This is a genomic window from Oceanisphaera marina, assembly GCF_014643915.1.
In the GTDB taxonomy this organism is placed as follows: Bacteria; Pseudomonadota; Gammaproteobacteria; order Enterobacterales; family Aeromonadaceae; genus Oceanimonas; species Oceanimonas marina.
In genome coordinates, this window is record NZ_BMKE01000004.1 from 135,610 (window position 1) to 160,371 (window position 24,762).

Consider the following 24,762-nt stretch of genomic DNA (forward strand, 5'->3'; position numbering starts at 1 on the left):
GCTGGCGGTTCGTTGATGATTACTTTGCCGCCTATTGTGTGCAATCCGGATTAATTTATTGGACATTTTATCTCCGCTCTGATACCTTTTTTTAACAGTGTTAATTGGTCTTACCAATATTAAATCGGATTCAATGTCGAACCAGCGGATTAAACAGCCCAAACTCGCCGATACTATCGCTGCAAAAATCGAGCAGATGATAGTGGAAGGCAGCCTGCAACCCGGCCAGAGATTACGGCCGGAGCGTGAGCTTGCCGAACAGTACGCGGTATCGCGCCCGTCGGTACGAGAGGCGATTCAGCTGCTGGAGGCCAGAGGACTGGTATCTCGACGTCAGGGTGGTGGCACCTATGTGCAAAATGCCCTGACCAAAGGGTTGGCTGACCCCTTGTTTCAGCTGTTGGCAGAACATCCCGAGTCGCAATACGACTTGCTGGAGTTTCGCCATACCATGGAAGGTATCTCCGCGTTTTACGCCGCCATGCGTGGCAACGAAGCCGACTTCGATACTATCCGGGCAGCGCAACAGGCCATAGTGCAGGCTCAAGAGCTGGGCGATTTGCCCGCCGAGGCCAAGGCCGCCGCCGAGTTTTATATCGCGGTGGCCGCGGCGGCGCACAACGTGGTGTTGTTACACCTGTTGCGGGCCATTCAGCCGATGCTGGAATCCAGTATCTTGCGCAATATCAAAATTTTAAACCGGCGCGCCGGTATGGTGGAGAAGATTCGCGTACATCGCGCCAATCTGATCCAAAGCATATTGTCTCGCGAGCCGGAAAAGGCCAGGGATGCTTGTCATGAGCACTTGGCCTTTATTGAAGAAACTCTGCTCGACATTCAGCGTGAAGAAAGTCGTATTCAACGCTCTTTACGTCGCAATCGAGAGCAGGAATAACATGCCTTCGGCAATGACGAAACCCATGGGCAGGTGCCCCAAACGAGATAGGAAACAGCCATGTCTGATATCCTGAACAACGATGTGGATTCAATAGAAACTCAAGAGTGGTTAGACGCCCTTGAGTCGTTGATCCGTCAAGAAGGACCTGAGCGCGCTCAGTATATTTACGAGCGTCTCACCACTAAAGCCATCAAGTCCGGTGTGGCTGTGGCCAGAAATGCCCACGCAGACTACGTCAACAGCATCAAGTCTGAAGACGAGCCTGAGTACCCGGGTAACTGGGATCTGGAACGTCGTATTCGCGCTATTATCCGCTGGAACTCAGTGATGATCGTTCTGCGCGGTTCCAAGAAAGACCTGGATCTGGGCGGACACATGTCTTCCTTCTCTTCCAGTGCCACCATGTACGAAGTGGCGTTCAACCACTTCTATCGCGCCCGTAACGAAAAAGACGGCGGCGATCTGGTGTTCTTCCAGGGCCATATCTCTCCCGGTATCTATGCCCGTGCATTTGCCGAAGGTCGTTTGACTGCTGCCCAGCTGGACATGTTCCGCCAGGAAGTAGACGGCAAGGGTATTCCTTCTTACCCGCATCCTAAATTGATGCCCGACTTCTGGCAGTTCCCGACCGTTTCCATGGGGCTGGGTCCAATCAATGCTATCTATCAGGCACGTTTCCTCAAGTACCTGACCAACCGTGGCCTGAAAGACTGTTCCGAGCAGCGTGTATACGCCTACCTGGGCGACGGTGAAATGGATGAGCCAGAATCCAAAGGCGCGATTACCATCGCTGCCCGCGAGAAGCTGGACAACCTGTGCTTCGTTATCAACTGTAACCTGCAGCGTCTGGATGGCCCCGTTATCGGTAACGGCAAGATCATCGACGAGCTGGACGGTGTCTTCAACGGCGCTGGCTGGAACGTAGTCAAGGTTATCTGGGGTCGTCGTTGGGACGAGCTGATCGCCAAAGACAAGAGCGGCAAGCTGGTTCAACTGATGAACGAAACCGTTGATGGTGATTACCAGACCTTCAAGTCCAAAGACGGTGCCTATGTGCGCGAGCACTTCTTCGGCAAATATCCCGAGACCCTGGAACTGGTCAAGGACATGTCCGACGAAGAAATCTTCGCCCTCAACCGTGGTGGTCACGATCCTGCCAAGATGTATGCAGCATACAAAAATGCCGCCGACACCAAAGGCAAGCCAACCGTTATTCTGGCCAAGACCATCAAGGGTTACGGCATGGGTGACGCGGCCGAAGGCAAGAACATTGCCCACCAGGTCAAGAAGATGGACATGTCTTCGCTCAAGCACTTCCGTGACCGCTTCAACATCGAAGTGAGCGACGAAGAGCTGCCAAACCTGCCTTACATCGAAATCAAGGAAGGTACTCGCGAGCACGAATACCTGCATGCCCGCCGTCAGGCGCTGAAAGGCTATGTACCGACTCGTCTGGAACAGACTACCGACAAGCTGCAAATCCCCGAGCTGTCCGAGTTCCAGCCGCTGCTCGAAGAGCAGAAGCGTGAAGTGTCCACCACCATGGCCTTCGTTCGTGCGCTGAACATCATGCTCAAGAACAAGTCCATTGGTGAGCGCATCGTACCGATTCTGGCCGATGAAGCCCGTACCTTCGGTATGGAAGGCCTGTTCCGCCAGATTGGTATCTACAGCCCTAACGGTCAGACTTATACTCCGCAAGACCGTGAGCAGGTTGCTTACTACAAAGAAGACGTTAAAGGCCAGGTACTGCAAGAAGGTATCAACGAGCTGGGCGCAACTTCCTCCTGGCTGGCCGCGGCTACCTCGTACAGCACCAACGACTTCCCGATGATTCCGTTCTACATCTATTACTCGATGTTCGGTTTCCAGCGGGTGGGCGACTTGTGCTGGGCGGCAGGTGACCAACAGGCTCGCGGCTTCATGATCGGCGGTACTTCTGGCCGTACTACCCTGAACGGCGAAGGTCTGCAGCACGAAGATGGCCACAGCCACATTCAGGCCAACGTGATCCCGAACTGTATTACCTACGATCCAACCTACGTATACGAAGTAGCGGTTATCGTGCAGGACGGTCTGCGTCGCATGTACGGCGAAAACCCTGAGAACATCTACTACTACCTGACCACGCTGAACGAAAACTATCATCAGCCTGCGATGCCAGAAGGTGCCGAAGAAGGTATCCGCAAGGGTATCTACAAGCTGGATACCGTTGCCGGTGACAAGGGCCAGGTTCAGCTGATGGGCTCCGGTACCATTCTGAACGACGTGCGTGAAGCGGCCAAGATACTGTCTGAAGAGTACGGTATCGGTTCTGACGTATTCAGTGTGCCTTCGTTCAACGAACTGACCCGTGACGGTCAGGACTGCGAGCGCTGGAACATGCTGCACCCAACCGAAGAGCCACGTGTACCTTACATCGCCCAGGTAATGGGTGAGGCGCCTGCCATTGCAGCGACCGACTACATGAAGAACTATGCCGACCAGGTTCGTGCCTTCATGCCGTCTGCCAGCTACAAGGTACTGGGTACCGATGGTTTCGGTCGTTCCGACAGCCGTGAAAACCTGCGTCGTCACTTCGAAGTCAACAAGCACTATGTGGTGATTGCTGCACTGACCGAACTGGCCAAGCAAGGTACGCTGGACAAGCAAGTAGTAGCCGACGCCATAGTTAAATACGGCATCGACGCCGACAAGATCAACCCGCTGTACGCATAAGGGGTAATACATGTCTAAAGATATTCTGGTGCCAGATATCGGCGCAGACGAGGTAGAAGTGACCGAGATCATGGTGGCCGTTGGCGACCGTGTTGAAGCAGAACAGTCACTGCTGACCGTGGAAGGCGACAAGGCCTCCATGGAAATACCTGCCCCAAGTGCGGGTGTGGTTAAAGAAATCAAGATTGCCGTGGGTGACTCGATTAACACAGGTTCACTGATCATGGTATTCGAAGCAGAGGGCGGCGCTGCCGCCCCAGCAGAGTCAGCCCCCGCTGCTGAAGCTCCTGCTGCCGCCGCGGCACCTGCCAGTGCGGCCCGCAAAGAAGTACAAGTACCCGATATCGGTGACGACGAAGTTGAAGTAACCGAAATCAACGTCGCCGTTGGCGATACCGTGACCGAAGAGCAGACGCTGATCAGCGTAGAAGGCGACAAGGCTTCTATGGAAATCCCGTCTCCCTTTGGCGGTAAAGTGGTCGAGATCAAAGTAACCGTTGGCGACAAGGTCAACACCGGCTCACTGATCATGGTCTTCGAAGTGGCGGGTGAAGCCGCGCCCGCAGCCGCACCTGCTGCGTCTGCTCCAGAAGCCGCTGCACCAGCAGCGTCTGCTGCACCGCAAGCCAAAGACGTGAACGTCCCCGACATTGGCGGTGACGAAGTTGAAGTCACCGAAATCATGGTTGCGGTAGGCGATACCGTTGAAGCCGAACAGTCCATTCTGAATGTGGAAGGTGACAAGGCGTCAATGGAAGTGCCAGCACCGTTCGCCGGTGTGGTAAAAGAAATCAAGATTGCCGTTGGCGACAAGGTGAATACCGGATCTCTGGTGATGGTATTTGAAGTGGCTGGTTCACCGGCAACAAGTGAAGCACCTAAAGCTGCTGCACCAGCCAAGGCTGAAGCACCGAAAGCAGAAGCCCCTAAAGCCGCTCCTACAGCGGCGCCTGCTGCCAAGGCCGAGTTCGTCGAGAACAACGCCTACGTGCACGCCACGCCTGTGGTACGTCGTCTGGCCCGCGAGTTTGGTGTTGACCTGTCCAAGGTTGCCGCTACCGGTCCCAAGAGCCGTATTCTGAAAGAAGACGTGCAGAGCTACGTTAAAGGCATCATCAAGCAAGTTGCTAGCCAACCTGCCGGTGTTGCAGTAGCGGGCGGCGGCATGGCCGTGCTGGCATGGCCAAAAGTAGACTTCGCCAAGTTTGGTGAAGTTGAAGAAGTGGCAATGACGCGCATCCAGAAGATTTCCGGTCCTAACCTGCACCGCAACTGGGTGAAAATCCCACACGTGACGCAGTTTGATGAAACCGATATCACTGAGCTGGAAGACTTCCGCAAGCAGGAAAATGCCATTGCCGAGAAGCAGAAGCTGGGTTACAAGATCTCCCCGCTGATCTTCATCATGAAGGCTGCTGCCAAGGCGCTGGAAGCCTATCCCAAGTTCTGTTCTTCACTGTCACAAGACGAGCAGTCTTTGATCATGAAGAAGTACATCCACATCGGTGTGGCGGTTGATACGCCAAACGGTCTGGTGGTACCCGTGGTACGCGATGTGAACAAGAAAGGCATTCGCGAGCTGGCGCTGGAACTGGGCGAAATCTCCAAGAAAGCCCGTGACGGCAAGCTGACCGCGGCCGACATGCAGGGTGGCTGCTTCACCATCTCGTCTCTGGGCGGCATTGGTGGTACTCAGTTCACGCCAATCGTGAATGCGCCGGAAGTGGCCATTCTGGGTGTGTCCAAGTCCAGCATCAAGCCGGTGTGGAACGGTAAAGAGTTCGAACCGCGCCTGATGCAGCCGCTGGCTCTGTCTTATGACCACCGTGTGATTGACGGCGCCGATGGTGCTCGTTTCATCACCATGATGAGTGGTGTGTTAAGCGACCTTCGTCGTTTAGCCCTTTAATGTGACAAGGCAGGCATTTGCCTGCCTTTTTACTTTCTTTTCTATAACAGAACAGTAAACTTTAGCTCGTTTCATTTGTTGTGGCCGTATTGAGTCTAGGCTTTCGCAGCCATTGCTTGAACGGGGCTAAAAATCATAATAGAGGTCACCATGAGTCAAGAAGTTAAAGCTCAGGTTGTGGTATTGGGTTCGGGCCCTGCCGGTTATTCTGCGGCCTTCCGAGCGGCCGATCTGGGTCTGGAAACCGTACTCGTTGAGCGTTATTCCACCCTGGGTGGTGTGTGTCTGAACGTAGGTTGTATTCCTTCCAAAGCCTTGTTGCACATCGCTAAAGTAATGGAAGAAGCCAAGATGATGGGCAGCCACGGCGTTACTTTTGCCGAGCCAACCGTCGATCTAGACAAGATCCGCAGCCACAAAGAAAAGGTCATTGGCCAGCTGACCCAGGGTCTGGGTGGCATGGCAAAAATGCGCAAGGTCAAGGTCGTGAACGGCTACGGCAAGTTCACCGGCCCTAACACCATAGTGGTAGAAGGCGAGGGCGGTAACACCACCATCAACTTCGATAACGCCATTATCGCAGCCGGCTCACGTCCTATTCAGTTACCTTTCATTCCCCATGAAGATCCACGGGTTTGGGATTCTACTGGTGCATTAGAGCTGCGCGAAATTCCTGAAAAGCTGCTGGTCATGGGTGGCGGTATTATCGGCCTGGAAATGGGCACCGTATATTACTCGCTGGGCTCCAAGATCGACGTGGTTGAAATGTTCGACCAGGTGATCCCGGCTGCGGATAAAGATCTGATCAAGATCTATACCAAGCAGGTAAAAGACAAGTTCAACCTGAAATTGGAAACCAAGGTTACTGCTGTTGAAGCCAAAGACGACGGCATTCACGTGACCATGGAAGACAAAAAAGGCGCGAGCGAGACCACAGTGTACGACGCCATCCTGGTGGCCATTGGTCGTGTGCCAAACGGCAAGCTGCTGGACGCCGAGAAAGCCGGTGTTAACGTCGACGAGCGTGGTTTCATCCGCGTCGACAAACAGCTGCGTACCAACGTGCCACACATTCACGCCATTGGTGATATCGTGGGTCAGCCTATGCTTGCTCACAAAGGCGTGCATGAAGGTCATGTGGCCGCCGAAGTGATTGCCGGCATGAAGCACTACTTCGATCCTAAAGTGATCCCGTCAATCGCTTATACCGAGCCAGAAGTTGCCTGGGTAGGTATCACCGAGAAAGAAGCTAAAGAGCAAGGCCTGAGTGTTGAAGTGGCCAGCTTCCCATGGGCGGCTTCTGGCCGAGCCATTGCTTCCGACTCTGCCTACGGTATGACCAAGCTGATTTTCGACAAGGAAACTCACCGCGTGCTGGGTGGTGCCACTATTGGTACCAACGCCGGCGAGCTGTTGGGCGAAATCGGTCTGGCCATCGAAATGGGTGCCGACGCCGAAGACATCGCGCTGACCATTCACGCTCACCCGACTCTGCACGAGTCTGTGGGCATGGCAGCCGAAGTATTCGAAGGCTCCATTACCGATATGCCAAACCCCAAGGCCAAGAAGAAGAAGTAAGCTTCTTTCATCTTGGTTAATAAAACGCCCGGCGAATGCCGGGCGTTTTTGTTTCTGGTGAACATACATTTTTTATAACGGAGGATGATGCGTGTGACGATACGAAGAAGTAAGTCTCACATGTATCCCTTTGTTTTATTTATTATTTAAATGCTCATTTTTATCTTTGATTGGTCGATATAATAAATCTAATGTAATTAAGAAGCGACCAAGGTAAGGGAATAGAGATGCTATCCAAATTAGGTCATTTGAGTGTACGAGCCAAGCTTACCTTAGGCTTTGCTTTAGTGCTGTCGGCAATGGTGTTTACGGCGGGTATCAGCTTTTATGCGTTGTCTTCGGTGTTGGAGCGTTCGGACAAACTGGAACAGGCCGGTAATATCGACCTGCTGGTCACCAAGGCTCGTTTCTTCCAGAAAAACTACATGCTGCTTAATAACGCCGATGATCTGGCACAGGCCAAAAACTATGTGGCCCAGTCGAGAACGCTGGCAGAGCACCTGCAAACCATGCTGACGGCGGCAAATGATCGTGCACTGACCAGGCAAATTCTCTCAGGTACCCAGGCTTATGAAGTCGAGCTGAATAAAATGGCCGAACTCAACGACGCCTTTCATCGTCAGCTGGCCGCATTAAATGAACGGGGCGCGAGTGCACAGCAAAAAGTCGAAGCTCTCGAAGCCAGGGACAACAGCGCCATGAGTTGGCTGGTGCGGTTGGTCGGTGTTCGTCTGAGTGAAAAAGATTTTGCGCTGAATCGTGACGAGCGCGCGGCTCAGCAGTTGTCCTCCAACCTCAAAGGCTTGATCGATACGTTGGAAAACCGGCTGTTGATACAGAGCGATAACGCCATTCAGGCTCTGCTTGCCGAATTAAAGCAGATTCAGCAACTGGAGCAGGAGTTTATCGGTACCATTAACGCGCTTGCGACGACCGAGCAAGGTATTACCGAGCATGCTACAAGTGTCGCAGCGGCAGCCGAACAACTGCTGACCTGGCAAGAAGAAAAAATGACCCATGACAGTAATCAGGCCAAGCTGATTATCCTGCTGGTCACGCTGGGCGGATTGGCTCTGGGCATACTGTTTGCCATCATGATTACCCGCGGCATCGTTAATCCGTTAGGCTTGCTGGTTCGCCAGGCCAACCGGATTGCCGAAGGCGATCTCAGTCAGGACATCAAGCACCAGCGCCAGGACGAACTGGGGCAGTTGATGGATCAGATGCAGACCATGACGCTGAATCTGCGCCAGCTGGTGAGTGAGCTTACCCAAAGCGCTACCCATATCGCGACGTCGGCAGAAGAACTGTCATCGGTCTCCGAGCAAAGCCGCAGTGGTGTTAACCAGCAGCGCACCGAGCTGGAGCAGGTCTCTACCGCCATGAATGAAATGGCCGCCACCGTACAGGAAGTGGCTCGTCATGCCGAAACGGCATTTGGCTCGGCACGCACCGCCGATGGAGAAGCGAGTGATGGCGATCAAAAAGTCACCCTGACCATCAGCCAGATTGGCAAGCTGTCGGATGATATTCGCGAGTCATTGCAGGCCATTAATCAGCTGGAAGCCGAGAGCCTGAATATCGGCAGCATTCTTGATGTGATCAAGGGCGTGGCCGAGCAAACCAATCTACTGGCACTGAACGCGGCCATTGAAGCGGCGCGGGCCGGTGAACAGGGGCGTGGTTTTGCGGTGGTGGCCGACGAGGTTCGGGCTCTGGCTCAACGTACCCAAAAGGCAACTTCCGAAATTGAAACCCTGATCCTGGGCCTGCAAAAAAAGGCGCAAGCATCCGTGGTGATGATGGAAGAAAGTACGGCCATGGCCCTGGAAACCGTCACCATCGCCAACGAGGCGGGAGCATCTATTCGGGCGATTACTCGTTCTGTGTCTGATATTCAGCAGATGAACAGCCAGATTGCCACTGCCGCGGAAGAACAAAGCACGGTAGCTGAAGAGATTAATCGTTCTGTGTTCAGCATCCGGGAAGTGTCGGATCACTCCGCCGCCGCGACCGAGCAAACGGCCGCCAGCAGCGCCGAACTGGCTCGCCAGGGCAGCGAACTGCAGCGCCTGATCGGCCGTTTTCAGTTACCCTGACTAAATGGCGTCGAGCATCAGGCGCCCGGCACCGAATTAGCATCCAACACCGGCCCTTGACAGGGCCGGTTTTTTTTAACCGACAGTCTGCGGCTCAGCTCTGTCCTTAAACGCTGTTTTTTCTGGCCGGGCACCTTACAATGATTCCCCCTTGTTGCCTTTGAGTTGTCGTTATCATGCGCTGTTATGTGTTGTTCCTATTGTTATGGCTTGGCAGCTCGTTTGCTTATGGCCAGGCGCAAACCGACTCCAGTGGCCAGACAGATTTAATCGAAGCATTGCCTGCGCGGCCGGTAGAGCGACCAAAAATTGCCCTGGTATTGAGTGGCGGTGGGGCCAAGGGGGCGGCGCATATCGGCGTTATCAAGGCACTGGAAGCGCTGCGTATTCCTGTGGATATTGTCACCGGTACCAGCATGGGCGCCTATGTGGCGGGTATGTATGCTCTGGGACTGGATGCCAAGGAACTTGAACAACAGTTGCTGGCTCTGGACTGGAATCAGGGCTATCAGGACAAGGTGGGGCGTGATGAGCTATCACTGCGCCGCAAGCGGCAGAACGACGAGTTTTTATTACGCACCGATATCGGTATTAATCAGGATTGGCAACTGAGCTTGCCCGGGGGCTTTTTTCAAGGCCAGGCCATGGGCGCCCTGTTGCGAAAAAGTACCCTGAACCTGCCGGGGCTGAACAGCTTTGACGATTTACCGATTCCCTTTCGTGCCGTCGCCACCGACATGGAAACCGTGACCCCCGTTATTCTGGAAGAAGGGCATCTGGCCACCGCAATGCAGGCTTCCATGTCGGTGCCCGGTGTGCTGCAGCCGGTAGAAATTGACGATCGTCTGTTGGCCGATGGCGGCGTGGTGAACAACATGCCGGTAGACGTGGCGCGCGCGCTGGGTGCCGATATCGTTATCGCCGTGGATATTGGTGATGCCATGCTATCTCGTGCCCAGTTGGACGGTGCCCTGGCCATGGTCAGTCAGCTTACCAATTACCTGACGCGATCCAGTACCGATCGTCAGATTGCCCTGATGCAGGACCAGGATATTCTGATACGCCCTGCCATAGAGGGGATAGGTGTGGGAGACTTTGAGCTGATGCCCGAGGCGATTCGCCGAGGAGAGCAGGCGGCACAAACACGGTTACCACAACTGCAGGCGTTATCCTTGAGCGAGCAAGACTACTTTGATTATCAGTCCGAAAAGCTGGACCGCCGGGCGCAACTGCAGCGCTCCAATGCCGTGTATCTGGACCGGGTTGAAGTAAAAAACCGCTCCAAACTCAGCGAAAAGGTGATTCTGGATGTGCTGGGCCTGGTGCCTGGTCAGTTTCATCAAACCGAAGATCTGGAAAACGGGGTGCGTCGGCTTTATGCCCTGGATGCGTTCGAGCGGGTGAGTTATCGCATCGAAGAAGAGCAAGGGGAGCAAGTATTAACGGTACAAACCAGTGAAAAGGGCTGGGGGCCGGGGTTTGTCGACCTGAAATTTGCCCTGGAAGATGATTTTACCAATCGCTCCAATTATGAAATTGGCGCCCAGTTTCGCCGCACCAATATCAACATGCTGGGCGGGGAATGGCTGGTGGAAGCGACGTTTGGCAGCAACAAGCGGATTGCCAGTGAGATTTATACGCCGATAGTGTCCGATTACGATGTTTTCTGGAAGTTGCGCGGCGAATATGAACAGCGCGAGCGTAGTTTCTTCTTTGATGTGAATGACCCGCAGTACGATCTGTTTCGGCCACTCACCAGTCTGGATGTGGACTATGTCACCTGGAGTGCGAATACCGAATTGGGCTACAACCTGCGCCCCTGGAGTGAGCTGGCACTGGGGGTGCAGGGCCTGGTAGGCAGCCTTGATGCACGTAATGTAGATCAAAAGCTGGATGTTGATTCGGTGGGCCCTTATTTACGCTTCGGTTACGACACCCTGGATAATGTATTTTTCCCCTCACAGGGGGCGGCGCTAGAGATGAAGCTGGGTTATTTTCGCAATAGCCTGGAGTTGGAGAACGAGCGTAACAGTGTGACCGGCCTCGACTATGAGCTGGAATGGCTGCAGCCTGTTGCGTTCAATCGCCATACACTGATCAGCAAGCTGGCACTGGGTGGGTCGAGTGCCGAGCAGGAAGTGCCGGTCTTTGCCCGCAGCCTGGGGGGCTTGTTCAATTTATCCGGTTATCAGCGCGATCAACTGAGCGGTCGTTACAGTGGTTTTGCCGGTTTGCTGTATCACTACCGCTGGTTTGACAATGATTTTGGTGCCTTTCGGTCACCGGTTTACCTTGGCGGCTCGCTTGAGCGGGGCGGGGTGTGGAACACAGGGGCCGACGTGAGCTGGGAGTCGGCACTGACCGCAGGCAGCATTTTCATCGGGGTAGATACCAATTGGGGGCCTTTGTATCTGGCTTATGGTCAGGGGGAAGGAGATAAGAGCAGTATTTACCTGTATTTCGGCAACCTGTTCAGCTTTTGATGTTAATAGGTTGTTTGTGTGATTCGGCCGACATATATGCAGATAATTAGTTTTAAAAACATCGGCTTAATCCCGTATTTGACCAAAGGGGCAGGGGGCCAGATTTTAATTTAGCGTTAAAACTTATATACTGCAGCGGCATCCGCAAGGGTGTTTGTAGCAAGGTCCAGCACCTGGGTACAAGCCCCAACAAGGATATTTCCGCCCGAGATGGCGAATGATAACAAGAGGATACAGTCCGTGCTTGAAGCCTACCGTAAACACGTCGAAGAACGTGCCGTTGAGGGAATTGTTGCCAAACCCCTCGACGCAGAGCAAGTCGCCGCCCTGGTTGAATTACTCAAAAACCCTCCCGCCGGCGAAGAATCCTTTCTATATGAATTGCTGTCTACCCGTATTCCCCCCGGTGTGGATGAAGCCGCTTATGTAAAAGCCGGTTTCCTGGCCGCCGTCGCCAAAGGCGAAGTGACCTCGCCCGTAGTGTCTGCCGAACAGGCCACCGAGCTGCTGGGCACCATGCAGGGCGGCTATAACATAGCGCCACTGATAGAGCTGCTGGACCTGGATGCATTAGCTCCCATTGCCGCTCATGCTCTCAGCCACACCCTGCTGATGTTTGATGCGTTTCACGATGTAGAAGAAAAAGCCAAGGCAGGTAATATTTTTGCCAAACAGGTGATGCAGTCCTGGGCTGAAGCCGAATGGTTTTTACAGCGCAACAAGCTGGCCGACAAGATCACCATGACGGTGTTCAAGGTCTCTGGCGAAACCAACACCGATGACCTCTCTCCTGCTCAGGATGCCTGGTCTCGTCCCGACATTCCGCTGCACGCCCTGGCAATGCTGAAAAACGCCCGCCCAGGTATAGAGCCGGACGAAGAAGGCGTTATTGGCCCCATCAAGGCGATTAATACCTTGAAAGAACAAGGGTTTCCGCTGGTCTATGTGGGTGACGTTGTGGGTACCGGCTCCAGCCGCAAGTCTGCGACCAACTCTGTGCTGTGGCACATGGGCGACGATATTCCCTTCGTGCCCAACAAGCGCGCCGGTGGCATCTGCATCGGTAATAAAATTGCCCCCATCTTCTTCAACACCATGGAAGATGCCGGTGCCTTGCCTATCGAATGTGACGTTGCCAAGCTGAATACCGGTGATGTGATCGACATTTATCCTTATGAAGGCAAAATCTGCCGCCATAACAGCGATGAAGTGCTGAGCACCTTTGCGCTTAAAACCGATGTGCTGCTGGATGAAGTGCGCGCCGGTGGCCGTATTCCGTTGATCATCGGCCGTGGCCTGACCGACAAGGCCCGTGAGTCGCTGGGTCTGGACACCTCTACCGTGTTCAAGCGTCCTGCTGCGGTTGTCGAGTCCAACAAAGGCTTTACCCTGGCACAAAAAATGGTGGGCAAGGCGTGCGGCGTGAAAGGCGTGCGCCCCAACCAGTATTGCGAGCCAAAAATGACCACGGTCGGCTCTCAGGACACCACAGGCCCCATGACCCGTGATGAACTGAAAGACCTGGCCTGTCTGGGCTTTTCTGCCGACCTGACCATGCAGTCGTTCTGCCATACTTCTGCTTACCCCAAGCCGATTGATGTCAACACTCACCATACGCTGCCCGATTTCATCATGAACCGTGGCGGTGTGTCTCTGCGCCCGGGCGATGGTGTTATTCACTCCTGGCTGAATCGTATGTTGCTGCCCGATACCGTAGGTACCGGTGGTGATTCGCACACCCGCTTCCCGATTGGTATTTCATTCCCTGCGGGCTCGGGTCTGGTCGCGTTTGCCGCCGCCACCGGTGTGATGCCGCTGGATATGCCGGAATCGGTATTGGTGCGCTTCAAAGGCGACATGCAGCCGGGCATTACGCTGCGTGACCTGGTGCATGCCATTCCCTATTACGGCATTAAAAACGGCCTGCTGACCGTGGCCAAAGAAGGCAAGATCAACGAGTTTTCCGGTCGGGTAGTAGAAATTGAAGGCCTGCCCCAGTTGAAAGTCGAACAGGCGTTCGAACTGGCCGATGCCACGGCCGAGCGCTCCGCCGCCGGTTGTACCATCAAGCTGGATGAAGAGCCGATTGCCGAGTACCTCAGCTCCAACATAGTGATGCTGAAGTGGATGATCTCCGAAGGTTATGGCGATCGTCGTACCATAGAGCGTCGTATCAAGGGCATGGAAGACTGGCTGGCCAACCCGGAACTGATGTCAGCCGATGCCGATGCCGAGTACGCCCATGTGCTGGAAATCGACATGAACGAGATCAAGGAGCCGATTCTGTGTGCGCCAAACGATCCGGACGATGCCCGTCTGTTGTCCGAGGTGACCGGTGAGGTGATTGAAGAGGTCTTTATCGGCTCTTGCATGACCAACATTGGTCATTTCCGCGCCGCGGGCAAACTGCTCGACAAGTACAAGGGCCAGCTGCCAACGCGTCTGTGGGTGGCTCCGCCCACCAAGATGGACAAGGATCAGCTGACCAGTGAAGGCTACTACGGCATCTTTGGTCGAGTGGGCGCGCGCATCGAAACGCCGGGATGTTCCTTGTGCATGGGTAACCAGGCACGTGTTGCCGATAACAGCACTGTGGTGTCGACTTCAACCCGTAACTTCCCCAACCGGTTGGGTAAAGGCGCCAACGTGTATCTGGCTTCGGCTGAGCTGGCGGCGGTTGCGGCCATTCACGGCAAACTGCCGACCGTGGCCGAGTACCTGCAGTATGCCGAGCAGTTGAACGCCACGGCAGCCGATACCTATCGCTACCTGAACTTTGATGAGCTGGACAGCTACGTAGAAAAAGCCGGTACGGTCATAGTGCAGCAAGCCATCTGATTGAGTCGCTCAATCACCTGATAAAAAGCCAGCCTAGTGCTGGCTTTTTTCGATCTGGAGCATGAGTGCGGTTCAATAGTTGCTGAAAACTTTTAAAGATTAGCGGAACTTTTCAGGAAAAGTGAGAATTAAAGTTGATCTAAATCAAATATTAAATGAGAATGACTCGCCTTTAGATTCGTTTGATTTTGTTTTGATTTTTACAGGAGTTGCCAGTGCCCACTTTTATTGAATCCTCTTCTCGCCCGCCCCGAAACATTCTGGTGCCCGCTGTCGGGCTGGCGGTGGCCTCGCTGGCCGTTGCTGCACAAGCCAATGCTCAAGGCGTGACCCAGCTAGATACCATTACAGTGCAAGAAGCGCGAGCGCAGGGTTACAAGACCCATCAGTCGGCATCCGGCAAATACGTGAAACCGCTGCTCGATACGCCACAAACCGTGACCGTTGTACCCAAAGAGGTCATGAAGGAGCAGCAGGCGCTAAGCCTGCGTCAGGTGCTGTCCAATGTGTCTGGCATCACCTTTGATGCCGGCGAGGGCGGCGGTGGCTCTGGCGACAAGATCAATATTCGCGGCTTCAGTGCCAACTCCAATATGCAGATAGATGGCCTGCGCGACAGCAGCCAGAACAACCGCACCGACACCTTCAATATTGAACAGGTAGAAGTGCTGAAAGGTCCCAACTCGGTGTTTGGTGGTGCCGGTACCACAGGTGGCGCCATCAACCAGGTGAGCAAGGCGCCCAAGCTGCGAGACTTTGCCGAAGTGGGTGCCAGCCTGGGCACGGATAACTACCGCCGCCTGACGCTGGATGCCAACAAGACACTGGACGATGTTGGTGTGGACAGCGCTTTTCGTATCAACCTGATGGCCCATGAAAACGATGTACCGGGCCGCAATGATATCGACCGTGAACGCTTTGGTATCGCCCCCTCGATCACCATAGGCCTGAGCGAAGAAACCCGTGCCACCTTGAGCTACTTCCACCAGACCGACGATAACCTGCCCGACTACGGCCTGCCGGCGATAAATGGCGAGGTGTTGCCCGGTGTAGGTCGTGAGTCTTACTTTGGCTGGCGCAATCTGGACGAAGAAAAAATCCAGTCCGATGCCATTACTCTCAAGCTTGAGCACGAGCTGAATGACAGCACGCGTATTGAAAACCAGACCCGTTATAGCCGAGTCGATCGGGATACCACTATCTCTGCTTCGCATGTGAATACCGATGGTTTAGCGCCGGGTAAATACTTGCCAGCGGGACCACAGGCTTATCGTCGCGATGCTAAAACCGATCTCTGGGTTAACCAATTAGGGTTAAGCACAGAGTTTAATACCGGTAGTCTGACTCATGACATGCTGGTTGGGGGGGAGATATCTCGTGAAACCTATGATTTAACCGCTTCTAACTATGGCCTGGGCTCTACTGCAAATCCGTATCCAACAGGTGGGTACGATTTATTTAACCCACCAGGAAACTGGGAAGGCAGCACTACAGTTACCCCTCGCGGCGGTAGCGATGCGGTACTAAACACGAAAGCTTTATATGTGTTTGATACTATTGGCTTAGCACCCAAGTGGGACTTGAGCCTGGGCTTGCGTCACGACTGGGTATCCGGTGAAACCAGCGACAAGACCAACGGTGATACTGTCACTACCAGTGATAAAATGTTCAGCGGTCGTGCCGGTATCGTTTACAAGCCGGCCGATAATGGCCGAGTTTATCTGGCCTATGGCACTTCCTTTAACCCTGCGGCAGAAGCGTTGGCAACCTCGGGCCGAGTGTCGGGTGAGAGCTTGAAACCAGAGAAAAGCAATACCTGGGAGCTGGGTACCAAGTGGGAGCTGATGGATGGTCGTTTGGGCCTGGATGGCGCCTTGTTCCGGGTAGACAAAACCAATGCCCGGGAAACCAATGAGTTGACCAATGAACTTGAACTGGCTGGCGAGCAGCGGGTACAGGGCGTCGAGCTGGGTCTGACCGGTGAAATTACCGAGCAGTGGAAGGTGTTTGCCAACTATACCTTGCTCGATAGCGAAACTCTGGCTTCTGTGGCCAAGCCACAAACAGGCGGACGTGATCCTGTTGGTCAGCCGCTGGGCAATACACCCCGCAACAGCGCCAACCTGTGGACCACCTACGAGCTGGTACCGGGTGTGGAAATGGGCTATGGCGCCCGTTATGTCGGCTCTCGCCACGTAGCGTCTGATGTGGAAGCCAAGCTGGACAGCTATTGGGTGCACAACGCCATGGCCTCTTATCAGGTAAATGAAGCTTTCAGCCTGCAGTTGAACGTGAATAACCTGTTTGACGAAGAGTACGTAGAGCGGGTGCGCGGTCGCCCGGGTCTGGATAACCGCAGCTCTGCGGTTGAGCTGGGCGATGGCCGCTCGGCGGTACTGTCTGCCAACTATCGCTTCTAATAACGTCTGACGTTTTACGCTGTACGCCGTACGTTAAAGATAAACATCGTCTTTTGCGTACGGCGGATTGTTAAGTGCTACGTTATACGCCATAGGTTAAGAGCACACCGTCTTACGTATGGCGTTTAACGTATAGCGTACCGCTTTCAGTAGAGTGACTTTATTATGATGTTACATATTCCCGGCGTGCTCAGTGCCGAGCAGCTGGCCGAGTGTCGAGAGTTATTACTGGCGGCCTCCTGGGGTGATGGTAAAAGCACCGCTGGCTTTCAGTCGTCCATGGCAAAGCACAACTTGCAGCTGGCCGAAGATGACGAGCATGCTCGTTATATCGGGAACATGATCACCACGGCCTTATCCAGCAACCCCTTGTTTGTCGCCGGCGCCTTGCCGGCAAAAATATTTCCGCCCTTGTTCAACTGTTATCAGGGAGGGCAATCCTTTGGTGTGCATGTGGACAATTCGATTCGCTTTAATGGCGCGACCGGCGAGGCCATTCGCACCGACTTGTCGGCCACGCTGTTTTTTTGTGAGCCGGATGAATATGAAGGTGGCGAGCTGGTAATAGAAGACAGCTATGGCGCCCACAGCGTTAAACTGCCGGCGGGTGACTTGATTTTATATCCCTCAACCAGCCTGCATCAGGTCAAGCCGGTCACGGCGGGGGCCCGGATCAGCTCTTTTTTCTGGATCCAGAGCATGGTGCGCGACGATGGCCAGCGCACCTTGCTGTTTGATCTGGACACCAGTATTCAACAGGTTAACCAGCAGCTGGGTGCCGATAGTGACACCAGCATTCAGCTGACCGGTGTGTACCACAACCTGCTGCGTCGCTGGGCCCTTTAAAGCTAAGACGAACGGTGCTTTACGCTCGTTTATCGAGGGGCTGGTATACGGCGCACAGCCTTGTTCTTGCAATAAAAAAGCCGACCGGGCATTTGCCTGGTCGGCTTTTATTATTCAGCGGTCACTCTTGATTAACTGGCTTGCTCTTGCAGCAAGGTCTCAGCGTCCAGTGCGTCTTGTGCTTGTTCGTCTGCTTTGGCTTGTGGGCTCAGTGGCATCACCAGGTTGAGTATAATGGCCACAATACCACCGGCTGCCATGCCTGATGAGAACACATTTTTTACCAGAGCAGGCATAAACTGCAGGATATCCGGTACCTGAGAGACCCCCAAACCAACGCCGAAAGAAATCGCCATGATAAACAAGGCGCGTCTGTCTAACCGTTCGCGAGACAGGATGCGCACCCCGGCGGCGGCAATAGAGCCAAACATTACCAGGGTTGCTCCACCCAGCACTGGCTCGGGAATACGTTGCACCAGGGTACTGATGGCGGGAAACAGGCCCATTAACACCAGAATGCCTGCCACAAAGAAGCCCACATGGCGGCTGGCGACACCCGTCATCTGGATCACGCCGTTGTTCTGGCTGAAGGTCGACACCGGGAAGGTATTGAAAACCGAAGCCAGTGACGAGTTGATGCCGTCACCCAGCACACAGCCCTTGATGCGCTTCATGTAAGTAGGGCCAGAGACCGGCTCGCCGGAGACTTCCGAGGTGGCCGTGGTATCCCCTATGCCTTCCAGTGCGGTAATCAAAAATACCAGTACCAGAGGAATAAACAGCGAAGCCTCAAAACCCAGGCCGTATTGCAGCGGAATAGGAAAGGCGATGGCGGGAATATCCGCTATTTCTGCCGGTGGCAGTTTTCCCATGTACCAGGCCAGCAAGGTGCCGGCCACCATGGCGACCAGAATGGAAGACAGGCGAATATATGGATTGGGAATACAGTTCATGACCACGATAATGCCCAGTACGGTGCCGGCCAGTGCCAGGTTTTCCAGCGAGCCAAAAGTGCCGTCAGACATGGCACCATAACCGCCGCCAATGGAGGTCAAGCCCAGCTGGATCAAAGTCAGGCCGATCAGAGTCACGATAATACCGCTCACCAATGGTGAAATAATACGGCGAGCCAGGTGTAAAAAGCGGGACAGTATCATCTCGGTCGGCGCGGCCAGCAAGGCGGTGCCAAAAATGGCCGCCAGCATGGCTTCGGTGCTCACTCCACCGTCTTTCATTGCCAGGCCGCTGGCAATAATAGGGCCTAGAAAGTTGAAGCTGGTGCCTTGAATCGACAACAGGCCGGTGCCTACCGGCCCAAAGCGTTTCATCTGTATAAACGAGGCCACCCCGGTGATAAACAGCGACATGCTGATGATGTGCGCGGTATCGGCGGCGGGAATGCCCAGAGTTTGGCAAATGATCAGTGGCGGCGTAATGACGGCCACAAACAGCGCCAGCAAATGCTGAACCGCGGCAAAAAGAGACTGAATGAAGGGGGGCTTGTCGTGTAGCTTGTAGACAAGTTCCTGTTGGTTGAGCTGATTACTTGTGCTGTGACTCATGGTGTCTGCGTTCCAATGGTGTGTACAATTTATTGATTGCCGGCTCGTTGTTTTTTATTGTTGGTCTGTTGCAGGTGTTTTGTTGAACACTGGTTAATGTTGTTGGTTGTTTATCTGCTAGATTACCGAGTGCTGCTCGATATTTGTGGGCGCATAGAATACGTGAGATGTCATATTGTGACCAATTCATATTATGCATTAATTTCATCAAGGTATTCATATTGTTCATGCAAGGTGCCGCCAGCAACCCGCCCTGTTGAATTACCTGCTTGTTAGCCGCTTGTCAGTAGGAGTAAAATCCGGCTTCATTATTTATGCCCCCTCTTTATTGCCTGCCAGTGGATCTGCTGTGGAACTTGAATTTGTTAACGATTCGAACGGTCATCATAGTGTCTGATTTTGCATGGGACGCCAGGTGATGGGCTGTGGCTGAACGAATAAGTTTCACGGAGATACAACATGGAACGCCCTGAAGAGTTGCTTGTGTCCTTACAGGCCTTGCTGCTGGATCCTGTCATTGACAGGTTCATCGGTATCTTTGATCTCAATGGCCGTTTTTCGGTGGTTTTTCTGGGCTTATCCTATCTGATGGCGTCGCTGCTTTACCGGCTGCGTCAGCAGGATGGCACCACGACTGCCACCAGCTACTGGCGTTTTATCGGCGCTCGAGACGTGCTCTGGCATCCTTCGGCGCGGCTGGACTATCAGTATTATCTGGTGCGCGGAATACTCAAGCTGCTGTTTGTACTGCCGGTAATGGGGCTGGTGGATCCCTATCTCTGGGATTCCGGTCACTATGTGGGCTTTTTCGAGCGAGTCTGGGGAGAGCGGCCACAACTGGGTGAAAACATGGGGCTGATGATGCTCTATGGCCTGGGATTGTTCCTGATAGCGGACTGCGTGCATTACTGGGTGCACCGGGCCTTTCACTGTCGCTGGCTGTGGGAGTTTCACAAGGTGCACCACTCGGCGGAGGTGATGGTGCCTGCTACCGCCAGCCGTATCCATATAGTGGAAAAGGTGGCGGAAAAAATCATCAAGGGTGTCTTTATCGGCGCCTACGCCGGTGGCTTTTATTATCTGTGTGGCGGCAGCGTCAGCAAATACACCCTGTTCGGTTCCAGCTATCTGGTACTGCTGTTCAACTCATTGGCCGCCAACCTGCGGCATACCCATATCTGGTTGTCGTTCGGTCCTGTGGTCGAGCATCTGATTAACAGCCCGGCTCAGCACCAGATCCATCACAGCAACGATCCCAAACACTTCAATCGCAATTTTGGCACCAACCTGTCGATCTGGGACTGGATGTTCGGCACCCTCTATGTCACCGGCTGGCAGCCTGAGCCCCTGACTTTTGGCGCCGGCAAGCCGGAAAACAACCGCTACCGCAGCCTGTGGGCGTTGATCTTCCTGCCATTTATCCTTACTTTCAGCCGGTTACGCGACCGTATCAGGCTACGACTGGGCGGTCGACGACCGCCCTTGAATCCGGCTGGCTGAATCAGCGCTGTTCACTATCGATTACCGAGAGTAGAATCGCGGCTTTATTGTTGGAGGTGGCTGTGGAATTTGAATTTTTTCGCGATCTGAATGGTCATCATCGTGCCCGGTTCAGTATGGGACACGAAGTGATGGGGCAGTGGCTGACCGACGAAATAAGCCTGACAGAAGCGGCCGAACTGTTGGCGGTGATGGAAAAGCTGGCGGCTGGTGAATTGCCCGAGTTCAAGAAAAGTTACGCCGAATGCTCCTTGCTGTTAACGGCAGAAGAAGCCGAATTGAGCGCCCATGCCCTGGCATTTGATAGCGACGATCTGGAAGATGGCATGGCCTATTACGATGATGAACATTACGCCGGCTGCGGACTGGATGATCTGGCCCGGGTACTGGAACAGTGGCAAGACTTCTGCAGTAACCGGTAAACAGGGATTGGTGATTAGGGATTAGGGATTATACGACCGAGTCCCCATTCCCCAGTCACAGCTTGACCTTCCCTCTTGCGCTTTTGATTTTCCCGCGATGGATTTTGCTGTCGGCGCGCTTGCGTTTGGCGGCCTTGCTCGGCTTGGTGGGACGACGGACCTTGACCGGTTTGCCGGCTTGCTGCAACAGCGCGATGAGGGCTTCCTTGGCGGTTTCCTTGTTCGTCAGCTGGCTGCGATGACTCTCGACACGGATCATGATCCAGCCCGACTCCAGTATACGATTGTCCCTCATACCGGCCAGCGCCATCTTGTAGCTTTCCGGCAGGCTGGGGCTGTTGGCGTAGTTGAAGCGCAGCTGTACCGCCGAGTCGGTTTTATTCACATGCTGTCCACCAGGGCCACTGGATCGCATGGTGATAAACTCTATTTCCTGCTCAGGGATCTGCACGCGGGCAGATAACAATAACATGTTTGCTCCATTGCACTCTTTTGGTGCTTTTAGTGTATCGATTGCACCAACATCATATCACGGCCTCGTCACCCCCTCGTATGCTCAATATAACTATTTGATAATAAAGATATAAAAAGTTGGCATGAAGCTTGTTTGTTATTAATGACCACCACGGTCGTGATGGTAAAAACAAGGAGGCTCACCATGAAAATGATTTGCGCCATTATCAAACCCTTCAAGCTGGATGATGTACGCACGGCACTGGCCAGAGCGGGCATTCACGGCATGACGGTGTCTGAGGTCAAAGGCTTTGGCCGGCAGAAAGGGCACACCGAACTGTATCGAGGTGCCGAATACAGCGTCGACTTTCTGCCCAAAATCAAACTCGAAATTGCCGCACACAGCGATCAGGTGGAGTGGATTATCGACGCCATCATGGAGGCGGCTCACACCGGTAAAATAGGCGACGGCAAGTTGTTTGTCTACGACTTGCAGCAAAGCGTGCGTATTCGTACCGGCGAACGAGATATGGAAGCCATTTAAGCGAGGGAAAGCCAATGGATACCTTAACGGAAATCAAATTTGCTCTGGATACCTTTTATTTTCTGATATCCGGTGTGCTGGTTATGTGGATGGCGGCGGGTTTTGCCATGCTGGAGGCGGGCCTGGTACGGGCCAAGAATACCACCGAAATTCTCACCAAGAACGTGCTGCTGTTTGCCATCGCCTGCACCATGTATCTGCTGGTGGGCTATCACCTCATGTACTTGAATAACCCGGAAGGCGGCTGGTTGCCAAGCCTGGGCGGCTTGATAGGGCAGGTGGATGCGGGGGCCAGTCATGCGCTTGAGGCGGACTTTTTCTTTCAGGTGGTGTTTGTTGCCACTGCCATGTCCATCGTCTCCGGTGCCGTGGCCGAGCGCATGAAGCTGTGGGTGTTTCTCGCGTTCAGTCTGGTGATGACCGGTTTTATCTATCCCATAGAAGGCTACTGGACCTGGGGCGGCGGTTTTCTGTCTGAATGGGGGTTCGTTGACTTTGCCGGCTCTGGCATAGTGCATCTGGCTGGGGCCTGTGCAGCCTTGGCAGGCGTCTTGCTGTTGGGCGCTCGTAATGGCAAATACGGCAAGAAGGGGGAGATTCATCCCATTCCCGGATCCAACATGCCGCTGGCCACTCTGGGTACCTTTATTCTGTGGATGGGCTGGTTTGGGTTTAACGGTGGCTCGCAGCTGTTGCTGTCGGATGTTGAAAATGCCACCGCCGTGGCCGGCATTTTCGTCAACACCAATGCGGCAGCGGCCGCCGGTGCCATCGGGGCCCTGGCTGTGACCAAGTTGACCTGGGGCAAGGCCGATCTCACCATGATCCTCAACGGCGCGCTGGCCGGCCTGGTGGCGATTACCGCCGATCCGCTGTCGCCTAGCCATCTGTGGGCGGCCGGCATCGGCCTGCTGGCGGGCATGGTGGTGGTGTATGCCATTGTGATGTTGGACAAGCTGCGCATCGATGATCCGGTTGGAGCCATTTCGGTGCACGGTGTCTGCGGTGTGCTGGGGCTTTTGCTGGTGCCGGTGGCCAACCCCGACGCCACGCTCTGGATTCAGTTGGTTGGTGCCCTGGTGATCGGTGGTTGGGTGTTCGGCGCCAGTTTGCTGGTCTGGTATCTGCTCAAGCGCAGCATGGGCATCAGAGTGACCGAGGAGGAAGAGCTGTCGGGCATGGACAGGATAGATTGTGGTGTTGATGCCTATCCCGAGTTTGTGACGCTGAAGCGCAGTTGAGTATCAGTCGCTGCCATCGCATGGCAATGACAAAAAGGAAGTCTGCGGGCTTCCTTTTTTATTGCGCCTGCGCAAAGACAGGGACGGATAAATTCGGCAATATATCGGTAATGTGATTGCGGATGAAAACTTTCATCATTTCGATGCAAGTTACAGGTTGCTTCCCAATGGCGCCTGAGTATACTGCTGAATGTTAATTGTTCTCACTCAACTAAATGGATCTTGATGATGTCTAACAAGCTATTCCTGTCAGCAGCGGCATTACTGGTATCGAGCTTTACCGGCCAGGCCTTCGCCGAAGAAGTTAACGTTTACTCCAATCGCCAGGATTTTTTAATCAAGCCGATTATCGATACCTTCAGCCAGGAAACCGGCATCGACGTGAATGTTGTTTTCATCAAGGACGGCATGGGCGAGCGTCTGGAGCGTGAAGGACGTCTGTCACCGGCAGATTTGGTGCTGACGGTTGATGTTAGCCGTTTGATGGATGTGGTTGATAAAGACCTGACCCAGCCGGTTGACAGCAAGGTGCTGGAAGACAGCATTCCTGCCCAGTATCGTGATGCCGATGGACGATGGTTTGCCGTGACCACACGAGCCCGTGCCATTTACAGCTCAAAAGACCGAGTGGGCAAGCGTGAAGATATTACCTACGAAGAGCTGGCCGATCCCAAGTACAAGGGAAAAATTTGTACTCGCAGCGGTAAACATCCCTATAATGTGGCGCTGACGGCCTCCATGATTGATGAGCACGGTGTGGAATACACCAAAACCTGGCTCGAAGGTTTAAAAGCCAACCTGGCTCGCAAGCCTCAAGGTGGCGACCGCGATCAGATCAAGGCCATTCAGGACGGTGTATGTGATTATGCACTGGGCAACAGCTATTACTACGGCGTGATGCTGAGCGACGAGAAACAGCGTGAAGCGGCAGAAGCCGTATACATCAACTTCCCCAATCAGGAAGATCGTGGTACTCACGTGAATATTTCTGCGGTCGCGCTGACCAAGCATGCCAAGAATAAAGAAGCAGCCATTAAACTGATGGAGTTTTTGGCCGGTGACGAAGCACAGCACCTGTATTCGTCTGCCAACCATGAATACCCAGTGAAGCCTGGCGTAGAGCCATCGGATCTGGTGAAAAGCTGGGGTGATTTCGATGCCGATAAACGCCCGCTGGTTGATGTAGCAAAACATGCTAAAACCGCAGTGCAATTGGTAGACGAAGTTAAATACGACCTTTAAAAAGACGGG

The 24,762-nt window shown here is 53.9% G+C and carries 16 protein-coding genes; 14 read left to right on the forward strand and 2 right to left on the reverse strand.

What is annotated here, in order from left to right; genetic code table 11:
- Window positions 1-133 precede the first annotated feature (133 nt).
- The 9 genes from pdhR to IEW52_RS04045 all read left to right on the forward strand — a co-directional run bounded on the left by pdhR (window position 134) and on the right by IEW52_RS04045 (window position 17,789).
- Window positions 134-895, forward strand: a complete 762-nt coding sequence (pdhR, locus tag IEW52_RS04005) for a pyruvate dehydrogenase complex transcriptional repressor PdhR (protein ID WP_188628786.1) — start codon at window positions 134-136, stop codon at window positions 893-895.
- A 60-nt stretch (window positions 896-955) separates the two neighbouring features.
- The gene (gene aceE, locus IEW52_RS04010; RefSeq protein ID WP_188628787.1) at window positions 956-3,616 is read left to right on the forward strand and encodes a pyruvate dehydrogenase (acetyl-transferring), homodimeric type; all 2,661 of its coding nucleotides are present in this window, start codon (window positions 956-958) and stop codon (window positions 3,614-3,616) included.
- A 10-nt stretch (window positions 3,617-3,626) separates the two neighbouring features.
- Window positions 3,627-5,525: a pyruvate dehydrogenase complex dihydrolipoyllysine-residue acetyltransferase gene (aceF, locus tag IEW52_RS04015; protein WP_188628788.1), complete on the forward strand. Its 1,899-nt coding sequence runs from the start codon at window positions 3,627-3,629 to the stop codon at window positions 5,523-5,525.
- Between the two features lie 150 nt (window positions 5,526-5,675).
- On the forward strand, window positions 5,676-7,103 hold the full coding sequence (gene lpdA / locus IEW52_RS04020; RefSeq protein ID WP_188628789.1) for a dihydrolipoyl dehydrogenase: 1,428 nt from the start codon (window positions 5,676-5,678) through the stop codon (window positions 7,101-7,103).
- A 227-nt stretch (window positions 7,104-7,330) separates the two neighbouring features.
- Window positions 7,331-9,202 carry a methyl-accepting chemotaxis protein gene (locus tag IEW52_RS04025; RefSeq protein WP_188628790.1) on the forward strand — a complete coding sequence of 624 codons (1,872 nt, stop codon included), beginning with the start codon at window positions 7,331-7,333 and terminating at the stop codon, window positions 9,200-9,202.
- Between the two features lie 176 nt (window positions 9,203-9,378).
- A complete protein-coding gene (locus tag IEW52_RS04030) occupies window positions 9,379-11,685 on the forward strand; it encodes a patatin-like phospholipase family protein (RefSeq protein ID WP_188628791.1) in 2,307 nt (768 codons plus the stop codon).
- Between the two features lie 240 nt (window positions 11,686-11,925).
- Window positions 11,926-14,523 carry a bifunctional aconitate hydratase 2/2-methylisocitrate dehydratase gene (acnB, locus tag IEW52_RS04035; RefSeq protein ID WP_188628792.1) on the forward strand — a complete coding sequence of 866 codons (2,598 nt, stop codon included), beginning with the start codon at window positions 11,926-11,928 and terminating at the stop codon, window positions 14,521-14,523.
- Between the two features lie 215 nt (window positions 14,524-14,738).
- Window positions 14,739-16,943: a TonB-dependent receptor gene (locus IEW52_RS04040; RefSeq protein ID WP_188628793.1), complete on the forward strand. Its 2,205-nt coding sequence runs from the start codon at window positions 14,739-14,741 to the stop codon at window positions 16,941-16,943.
- 165 nt (window positions 16,944-17,108) lie between these two features.
- A complete protein-coding gene (locus tag IEW52_RS04045; RefSeq protein WP_188628794.1) occupies window positions 17,109-17,789 on the forward strand; it encodes a Fe2+-dependent dioxygenase in 681 nt (226 codons plus the stop codon).
- A 131-nt stretch (window positions 17,790-17,920) separates the two neighbouring features.
- On the opposite strand, the gene IEW52_RS04050 is transcribed toward IEW52_RS04045, so the two are convergent.
- Window positions 17,921-19,351, reverse strand: coding sequence for a uracil-xanthine permease family protein (locus IEW52_RS04050; protein WP_188628795.1), 1,431 nt, complete (start codon window positions 19,349-19,351; stop codon window positions 17,921-17,923).
- Between the two features lie 459 nt (window positions 19,352-19,810).
- Here IEW52_RS04050 and IEW52_RS04055 point away from each other — a divergent pair, with 459 nt between their 5' ends.
- Complete coding sequence (locus tag IEW52_RS04055) at window positions 19,811-20,851, forward strand: sterol desaturase family protein (protein WP_188628796.1); 1,041 nt, start codon at window positions 19,811-19,813, stop codon at window positions 20,849-20,851.
- Window positions 20,852-20,913: 62 nt separating this feature from the next.
- On the forward strand, window positions 20,914-21,273 hold the full coding sequence (locus tag IEW52_RS04060) for a YacL family protein (RefSeq protein WP_188628797.1): 360 nt from the start codon (window positions 20,914-20,916) through the stop codon (window positions 21,271-21,273).
- A gap of 55 nt (window positions 21,274-21,328) precedes the next feature.
- Here IEW52_RS04060 and arfB read toward each other — a convergent pair whose 3' ends face one another.
- Complete coding sequence (gene arfB, locus IEW52_RS04065) at window positions 21,329-21,745, reverse strand: alternative ribosome rescue aminoacyl-tRNA hydrolase ArfB (protein ID WP_188628798.1); 417 nt, start codon at window positions 21,743-21,745, stop codon at window positions 21,329-21,331.
- 186 nt (window positions 21,746-21,931) lie between these two features.
- Between arfB and IEW52_RS04070 the strand changes: the two genes are divergently transcribed.
- From IEW52_RS04070 to IEW52_RS04080, 3 genes are all read left to right on the forward strand, one after another.
- Window positions 21,932-22,270 carry a P-II family nitrogen regulator gene (locus IEW52_RS04070; protein ID WP_188628799.1) on the forward strand — a complete coding sequence of 113 codons (339 nt, stop codon included), beginning with the start codon at window positions 21,932-21,934 and terminating at the stop codon, window positions 22,268-22,270.
- Window positions 22,271-22,284: 14 nt separating this feature from the next.
- Window positions 22,285-23,511, forward strand: coding sequence for an ammonium transporter AmtB (gene amtB / locus IEW52_RS04075; RefSeq protein ID WP_188628800.1), 1,227 nt, complete (start codon window positions 22,285-22,287; stop codon window positions 23,509-23,511).
- 228 nt (window positions 23,512-23,739) lie between these two features.
- A complete protein-coding gene (locus IEW52_RS04080) occupies window positions 23,740-24,753 on the forward strand; it encodes a Fe(3+) ABC transporter substrate-binding protein (RefSeq protein WP_188628801.1) in 1,014 nt (337 codons plus the stop codon).
- Window positions 24,754-24,762 lie beyond the last annotated feature (9 nt).